The following is a 14,510-nucleotide window of genomic DNA, read 5'->3' on the forward strand; positions in this document are numbered from 1 at the left end:
GCGCGCGATCCACCGTCACAGCAGCCTGGCTCCGAAATTCCGTTCCGGATCCATGTCGGCGACGAGCCGGCCGGTCGGCTTTGCCGCCTCACCGCCGCTGCGCGCCAGGAATTTTCCACTGCCGGCGCTTGCGAGGCACTTGTCGCCCTCGATGATCACGCGGCCGCGCGAGAGCACCGACACCGGCCAGCCCTTCAGCTTGCGCCCCGCGAACGGCGTGTAGCCGGCGAGGTCGTGCATCATCTCGTCGGCGATGGTGACCTCGCGGGTCGGATCCCAGATCGCGATATCGGCATCGGCGCCCACGGCGATCGAGCCCTTGCGCGGATGCAGGTTGTAGATCTTGGCAGGCGCGGTCGCGGTCAGCTCGACGAATTTTTCAAGGCCCAGCCGTCCCTTCGACACCATCGCGTCGAACAGCAGCGGCAGCCGCAGCTCCAGGCCAGGCAGGCCGTTGGCGACCTGCTTGAAATTCGGGTTGGGACCGGCGCGCAGCTTGCCGGTCTCGTCATAGCGATACGGCGCGTGGTCCGACGAGATGGTCTGGAGATCGCCGAGCGAGAGCGCCTGCCACAGCGCCTCCTGGTCGGCATGCGTGCGCGGCGGCGGACTGCACATCCACTTGGCGCCCTCGGCGCCGGGCTTGTCGAGATCATCAGCCGTGAGGAACAAATATTGCGGGCAGGTCTCGGCGAAGACCTTGAGCCCCTGCCCGCGCGAGTCCCGGATCACCTTGGCGCCCTCGGCTGTCGAGACATGGAAGATCATGATCGGCTGGTCGATCAGCGCCGCCATGCCGATCAGCCGGGTGAAGGCTTCCGCCTCCGAGACGCGGGCGTGGCTGACGGCGTGGTATTTCGGCATCGTGTAGCCGCGCGACAGCAGCCGCTTCACCATCCACGCGATGATGCCGTGGTTCTCGGCATGGGCACACAGCATCGCGCCGGACTGACGCGCGGCGAGAAGGATGTCGAGCAAGGGCTCGTCGTCGACCTTGAGGCGGTCATAGGTCATGAAGATCTTGATCGAGGCATGGCCCTGCTTCACCAGCGCGGGAATGTGCTCCTCGACCGTCTCCTTGGTCGCGTCCGCAATGATCATATGAAAGGCGTAGTCGATCACCGCACCCTTCTTCGCGAGGGCGTGATAGTCCTCGACCACTTGCGGCAGCTTCATCCCGACATGCTGGGCGGCAAACGGAATCACCGTGGTCGTGCCACCGAAAGCCGCGGAGACGGTTGCGCTCTCGAACGTGTCGGCGTTCATGATGCCGGCGGCCGACAGCTGCTCGATATGGGCGTGGCTGTCGACGCCGCCGGGCAGCACCAGCTTGCCGCGCGCGTCGATCTCGCGCTTTGCAGGGGCAAGCCCGCGGCCGATGGCCGCGATGGTCTCACCGGAGATGGCAACATCGGCCTCGAAGACGTCGGTCGTGGTGGCGACGCGGCCGCCGCGGATGATCAGGTCGTAAGCGGGTTCAGTCATGAGGCACTCCGTGATAGGCTCAAGGCACGTTCGCTAAATCTCGCAGGAAGATCATCATGGCCCGGCCGCGCATTCTCGTCATCAACCCGAACTCCAACCACAAGGTCACGCAGGGGCTGGAGGACGCGTTGAAGCCGCTCGATTTCGAGGGCGGGCCGGAAGTGGTCTGCCAGACGCTGGCCGAGGGTCCGTTCGGCATTGAAAGCCAGGCGGACGCCGATAGCGTTGCGATCCCGCTGCGGAAGCTGGTCGAAAGCGACAACAGCTCGGCCGCCTTCGTCATCGCCTGCTACAGCGATCCCGGGCTGCAGGTCTGCCGCGAAGGCACCGACCGCCCCGTGTTCGGTATCGCCGAGTGCGGCGTGCTGACGGCGCTTTCCCGTGCGGAGACTTTCGGCGTCATCGCGATCGCCCAGCGTTCGATCCCGCGGCACATGCGCTATCTCAGGCAGATGGGCCTGACCGACCGCTTTTCGGGCGAGCGGCCGCTGAACATGAGCGTCGCCGAAACCGCCTCCGGCGAAGGCACGCTCGCCAAGATGATCGAGGTCGGCCGCGCGCTGCGCGACGAGGACGGCGCCCGTGCCGTCGTGATGGGCTGCGCCGGCATGGCCCGCCACCGTCGTGCGCTGGAAGACGCGCTGCGCATTCCCGTCATCGACCCGACACAGGCGGCCGTCACCATGGCGCTGGGTACGGTGCGGTTCTCGGCTCACTAGGCGTCCTTCAGCTCTTTGGCACCCTGCCGCGCGAGCCATTGCGCATGGCTCTCGCGGACAAGGGCAAACGTGTCGCGCTGGGTGGTGTAGAGATTGCCGAACATGCGGCCGATCGGCCGGTAGGCGTCGAGATCGACATACATGTTGGCGGTATCGACGAGGCCCTCGCGGGCGTGAACCCGCAAGACCTCGCCGACCAGGAGCTCGCGATCGGGCGAGAAGGTCAGCACGACATGGCGCCGGCACTCCAGCGCGAAAGGGGCGGCGGCGAGACGCGGCACCTTCACGTCGACCGAAGGAAGCGTTGCGAGGCCCGTTGCGGCGACCTCGCTGTCGCCGGAGGGGAAATCGACCGCGCAGTCGTTCATCGCGACCGACAGCGCCTCGTCCACCATGTGCACCACGAACTCGCCGTCGCGATGGATGTTTCGCGTTGTGTCCTTCGGCGCGTGATCCGGCTTGTGCTGGAGTCCGAGCACGATCAGCGCGGGACTTTCGGAGAACACGTTGAAGAAGCTGAACGGCGCGGCATTCACCGCGCCGTTCTCGTCCATCGTCGTCACCAGCGCGATCGGCCGCGGCACCACCACGCCGCACAGCAGCTTGTAGCGATCGCGCGGATCGAGCTCACGCAAGGAGATGCCCTTGTCAGCCATCGGCGTCACTTCTCCGGCGGCGGCACCGCGCCGGTCTGGCTGGTGATCAGGCCGTAATGCTCGATGCGGCGATGTCGGGCGAAATCGAAGATCGTGGTCTTGCCGAAGGTGGTCGCGTCGAGGTCGCAGGCATGGACCAGAACCTCGTCGTCCTCGGTCTTGGCTTCCGCAACGATCTCGCCATTGGGATCGACGATCAGGCTGCCGCCGAACAACGGGTGACCATCCTCATTGCCGGCCTTGGCCACCGCGACCACCCAGGTCGCGTTCTGATAAGCGCCGGCCTGCACCGAGAGACGGTTGTGGAACAGGCGCTTCTCGACGCCCTCCTCGCTCTTCTCGGCATTTACCGACGGCGTGTTGTAGCCGATCAGCACCATCTCGACGCCCTGCAGGCCCATGACGCGATAGGTCTCCGGCCAGCGGCGATCGTTGCAGATCGCCATGCCGATGATGCCGCCGAGTTCGCGCCAGACCTTGAAGCCGAGATCGCCCGGCTCGAAATAGCGCTTCTCCAGGTGCTGGTGCGAGCGCTTGGTGTCATACTCAACATGGCCCGGCAGGTGGACCTTGCGGTACTTGCCGACGATCCTGCCGGACTTGTCGGTCAGGATCGCGGTGTTGAAATGATGACCGTCCGGCGTCAGCTCGGCGTAGCCGAAATTCATCGCCATTCCGTGCTGCGCCGCGCGCTCGAACAGCGGCCTGGTCGCCGCGTTCGGCATCTCGCGCTCGAACCAGACGTCGAACTCGGCGCGGTCCTCGACATACCAGCGCGGGAAGAACGTCGTCAGCGCCAGCTCGGGATAGACGATCAGGTCGGCGCCCTTGCTCTTGGCTTCGTCCATCAGCGCGATCATGCGCTTGACCACGGCCTCGCGGCTGTCGGCTTTCTGGATCGGGCCCATCTGGGCGGCGGCGACATTGACGATGCGCATCAGCGAGTTCCTGGTGATGTCTGGGGGGAAGCGTCGGCTTGCAGGATCTTCCGCCGTGCCGAGCATAACGCGGCTAGTTGCCGATATTCCAGCCAAGCAGCTTTCATGCCGTCCGCCCCCATTCGGCATCCTGCAACAGTCGCCAGTTGACCTTGTTGCTGGCGGTGCGCGGCAGGGACTCGACGAAGACGACGGCGCGCGGCGCCTTGTAGCTCGCCATCGCGCTGCGCGCCCAGCCGACGATGTCGCCCTCCGACGTCGTCGCGCGCGCTGCGTCATCCAGCACCACCAGCGCCTTGACGGTCTCGCCGCGATAGCCGTCCGGCGCGGAAATGATGCAGCATTCCCGGATGGCGCGGTTTTGGTACATCGCTGCCTCGACCTCGGCCGGCCACACCTTGAAGCCGCTGACATTGATCATCCGCTTGAGGCGGTCGACCGCGAAGAAATAGCCGTCCGCGTCGCGATAGCCGAGATCGCCCGTGCGCAGGAACCGCTTGCCGTCGCGTTCGATGAAGGCTTCGGAATCCGCCTCCGGCCTATTCCAGTAACCCTGCAGCACCTGCGGCCCGTGCACGATGATCTCGCCGACCACGTTGTCGTCGAGCTCGACCAGGCTGTCGGGATCGATCACCCTGGCGTCGGTCTCGTGCACGGCGATGCCGAGGCACTGCCGCTTCGGCGCCGCCATCGGATTGAGGTGCGTCGGAGACATCGTCTCGGTCATGCCGTAGCCCTCGACGAAATCGAGGCCGAACCTGCCCTTCAGCCGTTCAGCGACCGCGGTCGGCATCGCCGCGCCGCCGCCGGTCAAAACCTTGAGCTTCGCAAAGCATTTGTCGCGGAAGCTGGCGCTGGCGAGCACATCCACGATCATGGTCGGCGCGGCGTTCCAGAACGTGACGCCATAGGTCTCGAACAAATCCGGCAGCAGATCCTTGTCCCAGCGCGCCATCAGCAGCAGCGTTGCGCCGGAGACGACGGCGGCATTCATCGAGCCCTGCATGCCCGCGACATGGAACAGCGGCATGAAGCCGGTCATCACGTCGCTGCCGTCGAGTCCATACCAGCGGGCCTGCAACACGGCGGTGAACAGCGCGCTGCGATGGGTGTGCATGCACGCCTTGGGCTTGCCCGTCGTGCCGGACGTGTAGGGCAGGATCATGAGATCGTCCGGCCTCGCCTCCATAGCACCCGGCTGCAGGCCTTTCGCGATCGCGAGCGACCACGAATGCCAGCCCGGCGACGACGGCGGCTCCGACGCCGCTTCGGTCACGCATGCTGGCAGCGTGTAGGGCGTCCTGGCTGGGACCTCGTCGCGATATTGCGCGACGATTGCATGCGTGATGGCCTCGCCGACCAGCGGCGCAAACACATCGCTCAGCTCGCTGCCGATGATTGCAACCCTGGCGCCGCTGTCCGCGGCGAGATACGCGATTTCGGCGGTCTTGTTCATGGGATTGACCGGCACGATCACGGCGTTCGCCCGCATCGTCGCATAGTAAGCGATGACGTATTGCGGCGAGTTCTGCAGCGCGATCATGACGCGGTCGCCGCGCTTCACGTCGCAAACACGTTGCAGGAAGCCGGCCATGGCATCGACCCGGTCGCGCAGCTCGGCATAGCCCAGGCTCGCGCCGTAGAACATTGTCGCCGGATGCGAGGGACGTTCACGTGCAGCACGCACCAGCGCGCCGTAGAGCGTCCCCTCCGGCATCGCGAGATGCCAGGGCTCGTCCGCCGGCCAGGCCGGCGAGCGACGAGGTGCTGCGTGGTCCGCGTTCACCCGTGCTCCTTGTCGGCGATATCGAGGCCGTGGTCGAGCGCGTTCAGAAGCTGATCAGCCTCCCGCTCGGAAATCACCAGCGGCGGTGCCAGGAACAGCGAGGTCTGCTCGCCGCTGGTGCCGATCACGGCGCCGGCCTCCAGCGCGCGTTCTGCAACGCGCGAGGCGATCGGAACCTCGGTGGTGTCGGCGTGCCAGGTCCGCCAGTCCGGACCGTGCAGCTCCACCGTCCAGTGCAACCCCTGCCCCGCGACGCGCCGCACGCTTGGATGCTTTTGCGCGATTGCGAGCAGGCGGCGGGCGAACAGCTTCTCTAGGCTCGCGACGTGCTCCAGAATCTTGTCGTCGCTGACGACCTTCAGATAGGCGCTGACGGCCGCCATGCTGATCGGATGGCCACGCAGCGTGCCGTAGTTCTGCCAGCTCGTGCCCTTGAGTCGTTCCACGATGTCCTTGGACACCACCACAGCAGCAACGGCCGCCGCGCCGCCGCCGAGCGACTTTCCGAGCGTCACGATATCGGGCCGGCTCTGCGCGCCCTGGAACGCGAACCAACGGCCCGCGCGGCCTGCGCCGGTGACGACCTCGTCCGCGATCCAGTAAGAGCCGGCCTGCCGGGCGCAGCGCGCGACCTCATCCTGATAGGCACCGTCGTAATAGATGCCGCCCTGGGTGTAGTCGATGATCGTCGCTGCGGTATCCGAGAGCAGGCGCGCGGCATCGGCGAGATATTCGCTGGGCGGGCTGTTGTTGGCGGGCGCGCCATAGATTGCACCATCGGGGGCGGGAAGAATCCGCACCGGCGCCATCGGCGCCGGCAGCTTGGAGCCGCCCGAGTGCACCGCGAGCCCGCCGTGCCATTGCGGCTGCACCGTCATGCTGCGCGACAGGCCAGTGATGCCGTGATAGGCGCGCTCGCGCGTCGCCAATGCCGAACGCTGCGTCAACGCCTGGCACAGCGACAGCGCCATGTCGTTGGCCTCGCTGCCACTGATGCAGAAGCGCACCGCGCCGACCCAGTCCTCTTCGCCCTTGAAGGCGATGGCCATCAGATCGTCGGCGGCCTGCTCGCGGCCGATCCAGGTCCAGCCTTCGTTGACGACGGGCGTATCGGCCGCGCGGCGGATCGCCTCCACCATCGCCGGATGGCGATGGCCGAGACCGCCGCCGGTGTTGCTGCCATCGATCAGCTTGCGGCCGTCCGCAAGGTGAAAGTAGACGCCCTCGCCGCCAACCACGGCCATCGGCGAAGCCTCGCCCGCATTCAGCCCGGTTCGCAACAATCTGCTCATCGTGGATCCCTCACTGCGCAGCCGCGACGCCGTAGCCGCCGCCACCGCACATCTCGATCGTGACGAGATCGCCTTGCTGGAGCACCAGGTTCGACTTGCCGTCGATGGCGACGTTCGCGCCCTGCCGCACCAGCGAGATGCGGCAGGCCTTGCCCGATTCGCCGCCCTGCATGCCCCACGGCGCCATCACCATGCGTTCGACGCAAGTGGTCAGGTGCATCGAGGGCGCGAGAATGCGGTAGGTGCGGACCGAGCCGTCACCGCCGCGCTGCGCGCCCGCGCCGCCGGAATTCCGGCGGATGGCCTGCTGCTCGAGCCGAATCGCGTAGTTCGCCTCGATCACCTCGACCGGCGTGTTCGAGGTGTTGGACAGATGCACGCGGGTTGCGGACGTGCCGGCCCGATCGTGCCGCGCGCCTTCGCCGCCGCCATGGACTTCATAGAGCATCTTCCACGACCCGTTCGGCCGCGGCTCGGCGAAGAACAGCACGCCCGCGGTAGTCGCCCCACCCGCGGACAGGCGCTCGGGAATGGTGTCCTGCATGGCGCGGAAAATCGCATCGACGATGCGCATGGAGGTCTCGTGATTGCCGGCGGCAACAGAGGCGGTCCAGCCGGGCTCGAGGATCGAGCCCGGGCGCGTGATGATGGTCAGCGGCCGCAGTGCGCCGGCATTCTGCTGCATGTCGCGCCCGCTCATGATGCGCGCGGCATAGGCGACCCCCGAGCGCGCCATGAACGGCGTCGTGTTGCAGAAATTGGAGACGCGGTCGCAGCTTCCGGAGAGATCGAAGGTCGCTTCATCCCCGCGAATGGTGATTTTCACATGGATCCGTGCCGGTGCGTTGTTTGCGCTGCCGTCGTCGAGATAATCCTCGCCCTCGTAGACGCCATCTGGCAGGTCGCGCAGCGCTTCCCGCATCTCGATTTCGGAGAGGTCGTGCAGGCGCGACTGCGCCGCCATGAAGACCGCCTTGCCATGCTCGCGGCAGAGCTCGACGATGCGCTTCTCGCCGGCCTTGGTCGCCGCGATCTGGGCAAGAAGGTCACCCTCGCAGGATTCGGCATCGCGAACGTTGGCCTTGAGCAGCTGCACGATCGGCGTATTGAGGCCGGCAGCGCTCGCGATCAGCACCGGCGGAATCCGCATCGCCTCCTGGAAGGTGTCGACGGCCTTTGCAAAATAGCTGCCGGGCCAGGTGCCGCCGATGTCGGGCCAATGCGCGAGACTGACCGCGAAAGCCACGATTTCGCCATCGAAGAAGACGGGGCGCACGACCTTGACGTCGTTGAGATGATTGCCGCCGAGCGCGCCAACATTGTAGATCACGACGTCGCCGTCGTTCAGGCCATCGCGCGGCATCACCTTCAACAGTTCGGGGATGGTGTAGGCCATCGCGCCGAGATGGATCGGAATGTCGCGGCCCTGCCCGACCAGGCCGCCGTAGCCGTCCGTGATCGCAGACGAGAGGTCGCCGGCCTCGCGCAAGAGCGGCGAGCGCGCCGAACGCGTCATCACGAGGCTCATCTCCTCCGCCGCGGCGGAGAGCCCGTGCCTGATGACCTCGACGACGAACGGATCGAGCTTCATGCCGCCCTCCGCGTCAGGAACAGATTGCCTGATGGATCGGACCTCGCCTGCCAGCCCGGCGGCACCACCACGGTCGACCAGGCGTCTTCGATAATGGCGGGACCATTGATGATCTCGGCGAGCGAGGCGCGGTCGATGATTGCGGTCGGGATGTCATGGCAGCCGTCGAACGAGCAGCTGCGCGTGCCCGTAGACACCGCCCTTACTGCCGTGGCGGGCCGGCTGACGACCGTCGTCGACGGGCGGCGCGCCTGCACCCGCACCGATTCGATGACGCAGGGCTCGCCGGTCGCATAGCCGAACAATTCGTGATGCCGCGTCAGGAAATCCTGCTTCAGCCTGGCGACATCGAGCGGCATTGTGAAGGATACCGGAATGGCGTCGTTTTGCGCCGCGTAGCGCATCAAGGCCACCAGCTCGACCTGGATCTCCGCCTTCGCAACTCCGTTTGCGAGAAGCGGCGCGGATGCATCGGCAATCAGGGCCTCGATCCGTTCCGAGACGCGGGCGAGATCGATGCCATCGAGGGCTGCGCGAAAGGTTTGTTGCTGCAGAAAGCTGAAATCGGCGGTGAGGCAGCCCAGCGCCGAGAATGCGCTGGAGGCACTGGGCACGACCACCTCCGCAATGCCGTAGAGATCGGCGAGGCCCGCGGCATGCATCGGGCCGCCGCCGCCGAAGGCCAGCAGCGTGCAGTCGCGGCCGTCGATGCCGCGCTCGACGGTGACGCGGCGGAGCGCGCGGGCCATGGTCGCGTTCGCGACCTTGATGATGCCGAGCGCCGTCTCAGTCAGGCTCAGCCCGAGCGCGCGGGCGATCGGTTCGATGACGCGCTTGGCGCTCTCGATGTCGATGCCGATGCGGTCGCCAAGCTTGGTCTCGGGATTGAGATAGCCGAGCACGGCATTGGCATCGGTGATGGTGGGCTCGGTGCCGCCGCGGCCATAGCAGGCCGGGCCCGGCTCGGAGCCGGCGCTTTCCGGCCCAACCGTCAGGCCGCCGGGACCGTTGCGCACGATCGATCCGCCGCCGGCGCCGATCGAATGCACCGCGAGCATCGGCTGGCGCAGCGGCTTGTCGCCGAGCATGCGGCCGTCGGTCATTTCGGCCTGGCCGTCGACGATCAGGCAGACGTCCGTCGTGGTGCCGCCCATGTCGAAGGTCAGCATCCGCGAGCAACCGAGCTGGCGCGCGATGCTGACGGACGCCGAGACGCCCGCCGCCGGCCCCGACATCGCCATCACCAGCGGACGCCGCTTCACCGCCGAAATCGGGACCATGGCGCCGGCGGAGTGAAACACCTGCAGTCCGGCGCCGATCGGCAGCCGCTGCTCCAGCTCGCTGAGATATTCGACCGCGATCGGCATCGCGGCCGCATTGAACACGGTTGCCGAGGTCCGCTCATATTCGCGCGCCTCGGGATTGACCTCGTGCGAGAGCGAGACGTGAGCGACCACATCCTTGAGCCGCGCGCCCAGCATCTTCTCATGCACCGGATTGGCATAAGCGTGGAGGAGCGCGACTGCGACGCTCTGAACGCCCGTCCCCTTCAGCCACGTCACCAGACGTTCGATCTCGGCTTCATCCAGCGCCTTCAGCACCCGGCCCTCGTGATCGAGGCGCTCGGCGAGCCCAAAGCAGCGTTCAGGCGGCACCAAGGGCGGCGATTTCGGCGGAATGTCGAGCCGATAGAGATCGCGCCGGCGGTAGCGCGCGATCTCCAGCACGTCGGCAAAGCCTTCGGTCGCGACCAGCGCCACCTTCGGCAGCCGGTTCTCGACGATCGCATTGGTCACGCGCGTGGTGCCGTGGACGAAGCGCTTGACCTCGCTCTTGCGCAGGCCCACCGCCTCGATCGCCTCCAGCATCGCCTGCACCGGTGCGTCGGGCCGCGACGGCACCTTCGCGATCCGCGCTTCCGCGGAATCGCGCCGGATGGCGATGATGTCGGTGAAGGTGCCACCGATATCGGTGCCGACCTCCCAGTGATTGCCGGAGTAGCTCATCTGCACAGTCAGTTACGCGTGACGTTCATCATCATTTCCTGTCATGCCATCACGTGCGAGCGTGCGACAGAGCGATGGAAGCGGTATAGGGCCAGAGTTGTCGCAAACCACCGGGCCAGCAAGCCACCGGCATTGCGCGGCGCAGCATCGGCTGCACGTTTTGGTGCAGCGCTGCTCGCGCAGAGAACAGAAGCCACGAGGCAGAAATGTGCAGCGCACCCTTGGATTCTTCGGCGCAAATGGAAACGCCCGTTGCATTGCAATGGGGTCGCACAAGGCCGTTGTCTAATTTGCAGGCGATCGAACGGCGGTGCGGGCGAGAGCATTGACCAGGAGCTATGCACGCAGGTCGGCTCAGCCTCTCTTTATTGTACGGCCAGTAAGCGAGGGATATCGCGTGTGACCACGGCTGACGGCAGGTCTCCTGGCTCGCGGGCCGTGACCGCTTCGTCGCCTTCCCGGGACCGAGGACCCAGTGGCGCGTGACGAAGGATTCGCCGCTTACAGTTGCGGGGGGAAGCCGCGGATTGGGGACCATTTTCCCCGCCCCGCATTCCCCTTTCATTCCCCTCCCGGAAAAACCGTCGCGAGCATCTAGGATTGCCGGCAAGACAGAGGCAATGTGCCAGTTGCGGCCCGGTGGCCAAAGCGAACCAACTGTCCTTGGAGGTTAGCATGGAAGGCGAGACCTTCCTTTGGCTGATACGGCATGCGCCCGTCCGCGGCATCGCGGGGACGATCCATGCCGCCGATGCGCCGGCCGACCTCGGCGATCACGCGGCATTGGCGGATATCAGGCGGCGCTTGCCCGCGGATGTCGCCGGCTATGCCAGCCCGTCGCGGCGCACGGTCGAAACGGCGCGCGCACTGGGGCTCGAACCGGAGCTGATCAGCGAATTCCGCGAGCAGGATTTCGGCGATTGGACCGGCCATCGGCATGACGAGCTCGCCGCGACCGGCGGCGAGGCCTACGCGCAGGTCTGGCGCGATCCCGCGCACGGACGGCCGCCGAACGGCGAAAGCTTTGTGGATCAGGTCGCCCGCGTCCGGCTGGGCCTGGCGCAGATTGGCGCAGCCTCCGCGGCACTGGTCGTCCATTCCGGCACCGTTCGGGCCGCGCTCTGCATCGCGCTCGATCTCACGCCGGAAACGGCGCTGCGCTTCGTGATCGATCCGCTTTCGCTGACGCGGATCGACCGACTGGGTGGCGGCTGGCGCGTCGTCTGCGTGAATCAGCGAGTCAGCTAGGCCGATCCGGTACGTTGGCCTGCGCGAACGTCGCCATGCCATTGTGAAGTGCGCAAGCCGAGCGGACCAGCGGCAGCGCAATCGCGGCGCCCGATCCTTCGCCGAGCCTCAGATCGAGGCTGATCAGCGGCTGCACGTTCAGCGCGCGCAACACCAGCCGATGCCCCTGCTCCGCCGATTGATGCGAGGGCAGCAGGAACGGCTGGCAGGACGGGTTGAGGCGCACTGCTGCCAGCGCCGCCACCGAGACGATGAAGCCATCGATCAACACGGGGATGCGGCGCTGCGCGGCCGCGATGATCGCGCCCGAGATGGCAGCGATCTCGAGGCCGCCGACCGCGCACAGGATCTTCTCGACCGAGGCCCCAGTGACGCCGTGGCGCGCGATCGCTGCATCGATCACCCGCGCCTTGTGCGCGCGGCCGGCCGCATCGACGCCGGTGCCACTGCCCGCGATCTCCCCGGCGCTCACACCGAGCAGGCTCGCAGCAATCGCCGCTGACGTCGCGGTGTTGCCAATCCCCATCTCACCGAAGATCAAAAGATCAGGCCGGGCGGCCATGGCGCGCACCACCGCGCGCTGGCCGGCCTCGAAGGCGAAGGCCAATTCCGTGGGCGTGAGCGCGGCCTCGACGCTGAAATCGCGCGTGCCGCTGCGCGGCTTGTCGGTGACGATTCCCGCCATCTGTGCCTCGGCCAGCGTGCCGGCGTCGACCACCTCGAGGTTTGAGCCCAGCTCGCGCGCCAGCACCGAGATCGCGGCGCCGCCGGAGGCAAAATTCGCCATCATCGCGATGGTGACGGCTTGCGGATAGGCCGACACGCCCTGCGCGACGATGCCGTGGTCGCCGGCAAAGACGACGATCGGGACCCGCGCGGCGCGCGGCTCGTCGGTGGCCTGCAAGCCCGCAAGCTCGATCGCGAGCTGCTCGAGCCGGCCGAGCGCGCCGGTCGGCTTCGTCAGCTGCGCTTGCCGCGCAATGGCCGCCTCGCGATGGATCGCGGAGAGTTCGGGGCAGTTCTGGGTCACCCATTCGGGAAGCATGCTGCTCAACGCCTGCGTTTGATGATGTAGCTGTCCATGATCCAGCCGTGCCGCTCGCGTGCGTCCTGCCGCACGGCGGCAATGCGCGCGCCCAGTTCAGCCAGCGCGCCGGACATGAGGATCTGATCGGGCATGCCGAGATAGGCTCCCCACCAGATGTGAAGTCCGGCCGGATCGAGCGACTGGAACGCCGTGCCGCCATCGAGCATCACGACGACGGTATCGACGCCCTGCGGCCAGCCGCCTTCGCGCAAGCGCCGCCCCGTCGTGACCAGGAACGGCTCGCCGATGTCGTTGAGCGGCAGCGCATGCGCCGCGCACAGCGCCTGGATCGAGGTGATCCCAGGCACGACTTCGATTGTCGGCAATGGATCGAGCCGCCGCGCAATGCGCAGCGACGAATCATAGAGCGACGGATCGCCCCAGATCAGCAGCGCGACCTTGCCGTCACCCCCGGAATGATTTGCGATCGTCTGCGCCCAAGTCGCGGCAACCGCATCATGCCAGTCGTCTACGCCCTTGTGGTAATCCGCCTCTGTCGCATCGCGCACGGGAAGGTCAAACTCAGCAATGCGCGTCGTTGTGTTGGTGAGCACACCGGCGCAGATCGTTCGCCTGAGATCGGCGAGATCGGATTTTGCCGTTCCCTTGCGCGGAATCAGGATGAGATCGGCGGCGTTGATGGCGTCAACGGCGGCGCGCGTGAGCTGCGCGGGATCGCCGCAACCGATGCCGATCAGGGAGAGCGTGAGCATCGCGAGCGCGATGGGCAGCCGCAGCGGCCGCCCATCGCTGATCTCTCAGGCCGCGTTGTGCAGGCGCGGCGTGACGAGGCTGGGCGCGGTGACGCCACGCAGCGACTTCGCCAGCGCCAGCACGGCGAGATCGGCCAGCGGCTCGATCACGATCACCAGCGCATAGGCGGCGGCGAACGTCGCGATGCTGGCGAGGTTGCTGGCCGCAAAGCCGGAGCCATAAAGCGCCCAGAACGCCACCCAGGCGATCACGCCGGCCTGATAGGTGGTCGAAAGCGCCAGCGCCTGACCGTACTTCAAATCGACATAGGCGGTGTTGCGGGCAATGATCCGCGTGGCGATCGCCTGGATCGCGAACAGCGGCACCAGCAGCGTGGTGACGTTCATGCCGTATTGCGGCAGGTCGACCGGCTCCAGCAGCATGCCCTGAAGCAGCAGGCCGAACGCGAGGCCGAAGGCCGCAGGCGCGGCGCCGAACAGCAGGAACAAGGTCGAGCCGAGGATGAAGTGCACCTCCGATACCCCGACCGGGAAGTGCGGCAGGATCTCGAAGAAGACGAAGACGAGAGCGGTCGTGGCCAGCGTCCGCGCAGCGAACGAGCCGATGCCCTGCTCGCGCACGGTCTCGACCGCCAGCTTCAGCGCAACGCCGCCCGCGGCGATGCCGGTTGCGTAACTCAGCACGAGCTTGGCGCCTGTGACCAATCCTGGTTCGATATGCATGGCTCAGTTCCTTCCTGCCGTCACACCCGACGGCCTTGGCCTCAATACGTGCACGGCCGGTCTCCTGGCTCGCGGTTCACTGGGTTCTCCGGCCTTCCCGGACCTTGCGGGTCCAGTGGCGGTTCGGAGGCCCTCACCGCTTACAGTCGCGGGGGCGGCTGGGGTTCTGGGCGCCGCAACTGGGTCCGCCCATCCCCATTCCCGATTATGCTCCGGCGCTTTGCGCCGCGTCGAGCACCATGCCGCTCTTGTGTGCCCCTTTCGCA

Annotated in this window: 12 protein-coding genes and 2 riboswitches; of the genes, 2 read left to right on the forward strand and 10 right to left on the reverse strand. The window is 66.7% G+C overall.

Translation table 11 applies throughout. The annotated features are described in order from the left end of the window. Positions 1-15: 15 nt before the first annotated feature. Complete coding sequence (hydA, locus tag AC24YW_RS04080) at positions 16-1,485, reverse strand: dihydropyrimidinase (RefSeq protein ID WP_487481499.1); 1,470 nt, start codon at positions 1,483-1,485, stop codon at positions 16-18. A gap of 56 nt (positions 1,486-1,541) precedes the next feature. On the opposite strand from hydA, the gene AC24YW_RS04085 reads away from it, so the two are divergent. Beyond that, positions 1,542-2,204, forward strand: a complete 663-nt coding sequence (locus tag AC24YW_RS04085) for an aspartate/glutamate racemase family protein (RefSeq protein ID WP_487481500.1) — start codon at positions 1,542-1,544, stop codon at positions 2,202-2,204. Here AC24YW_RS04085 and AC24YW_RS04090 read toward each other — a convergent pair. From AC24YW_RS04090 to AC24YW_RS04115, 6 genes are all read right to left on the reverse strand, one after another. Then, the gene (locus AC24YW_RS04090) at positions 2,201-2,860 is read right to left on the reverse strand and encodes a flavin reductase family protein (RefSeq protein WP_487481501.1); all 660 of its coding nucleotides are present in this window, start codon (positions 2,858-2,860) and stop codon (positions 2,201-2,203) included. The genes AC24YW_RS04085 and AC24YW_RS04090 overlap by 4 nt on opposite strands. A gap of 5 nt (positions 2,861-2,865) precedes the next feature. Then, positions 2,866-3,798, reverse strand: coding sequence for an N-carbamoyl-D-amino-acid hydrolase (locus AC24YW_RS04095; RefSeq protein ID WP_487481502.1), 933 nt, complete (start codon positions 3,796-3,798; stop codon positions 2,866-2,868). Between the two features lie 103 nt (positions 3,799-3,901). Continuing rightward, a complete protein-coding gene (locus AC24YW_RS04100; protein ID WP_487481503.1) occupies positions 3,902-5,584 on the reverse strand; it encodes a long-chain-fatty-acid--CoA ligase in 1,683 nt (560 codons plus the stop codon). Further along, a complete protein-coding gene (locus AC24YW_RS04105) occupies positions 5,581-6,876 on the reverse strand; it encodes a class-III pyridoxal-phosphate-dependent aminotransferase (RefSeq protein WP_487481504.1) in 1,296 nt (431 codons plus the stop codon). The genes AC24YW_RS04100 and AC24YW_RS04105 overlap by 4 nt, the downstream gene beginning before the upstream one ends. Positions 6,877-6,886: 10 nt before the next feature. Then, entirely contained in the window at positions 6,887-8,467 is a 1,581-nt protein-coding gene (locus tag AC24YW_RS04110) for a hydantoinase B/oxoprolinase family protein (protein WP_487481505.1), read from the reverse strand. After that, a complete protein-coding gene (locus AC24YW_RS04115; RefSeq protein ID WP_487481506.1) occupies positions 8,464-10,473 on the reverse strand; it encodes a hydantoinase/oxoprolinase family protein in 2,010 nt (669 codons plus the stop codon). Before AC24YW_RS04115 ends, AC24YW_RS04110 begins: the two co-directional genes overlap by 4 nt. 397 nt (positions 10,474-10,870) lie before the next feature. Continuing rightward, positions 10,871-11,074: riboswitch (cobalamin riboswitch) on the reverse strand. Between the two features lie 74 nt (positions 11,075-11,148). On the opposite strand from AC24YW_RS04115, the gene AC24YW_RS04120 reads away from it, so the two are divergent. After that, positions 11,149-11,721, forward strand: coding sequence for a histidine phosphatase family protein (locus AC24YW_RS04120; protein ID WP_487481507.1), 573 nt, complete (start codon positions 11,149-11,151; stop codon positions 11,719-11,721). Here AC24YW_RS04120 and cobT read toward each other — a convergent pair. Genes cobT through AC24YW_RS04135 form a run of 3 tightly spaced genes read right to left on the reverse strand, consistent with a single transcriptional unit; the run spans position 11,714 to position 14,244 of the window. Beyond that, positions 11,714-12,766 (reverse strand): nicotinate-nucleotide--dimethylbenzimidazole phosphoribosyltransferase, encoded by a 1,053-nt coding sequence (cobT, locus tag AC24YW_RS04125; RefSeq protein ID WP_487481508.1) that lies wholly within the window; start codon positions 12,764-12,766, stop codon positions 11,714-11,716. The genes AC24YW_RS04120 and cobT overlap by 8 nt on opposite strands. A 5-nt stretch (positions 12,767-12,771) precedes the next feature. Continuing rightward, a complete protein-coding gene (gene cobF, locus AC24YW_RS04130) occupies positions 12,772-13,521 on the reverse strand; it encodes a precorrin-6A synthase (deacetylating) (RefSeq protein ID WP_487481509.1) in 750 nt (249 codons plus the stop codon). A 45-nt stretch (positions 13,522-13,566) separates the two neighbouring features. Further along, on the reverse strand, positions 13,567-14,244 hold the full coding sequence (locus AC24YW_RS04135) for an energy-coupling factor ABC transporter permease (RefSeq protein WP_487481510.1): 678 nt from the start codon (positions 14,242-14,244) through the stop codon (positions 13,567-13,569). A gap of 37 nt (positions 14,245-14,281) precedes the next feature. Then, positions 14,282-14,501: riboswitch (cobalamin riboswitch) on the reverse strand. Positions 14,502-14,510: the final 9 nt, after the last annotated feature.

This window comes from Bradyrhizobium sp. USDA3516 (assembly GCF_057651995.1).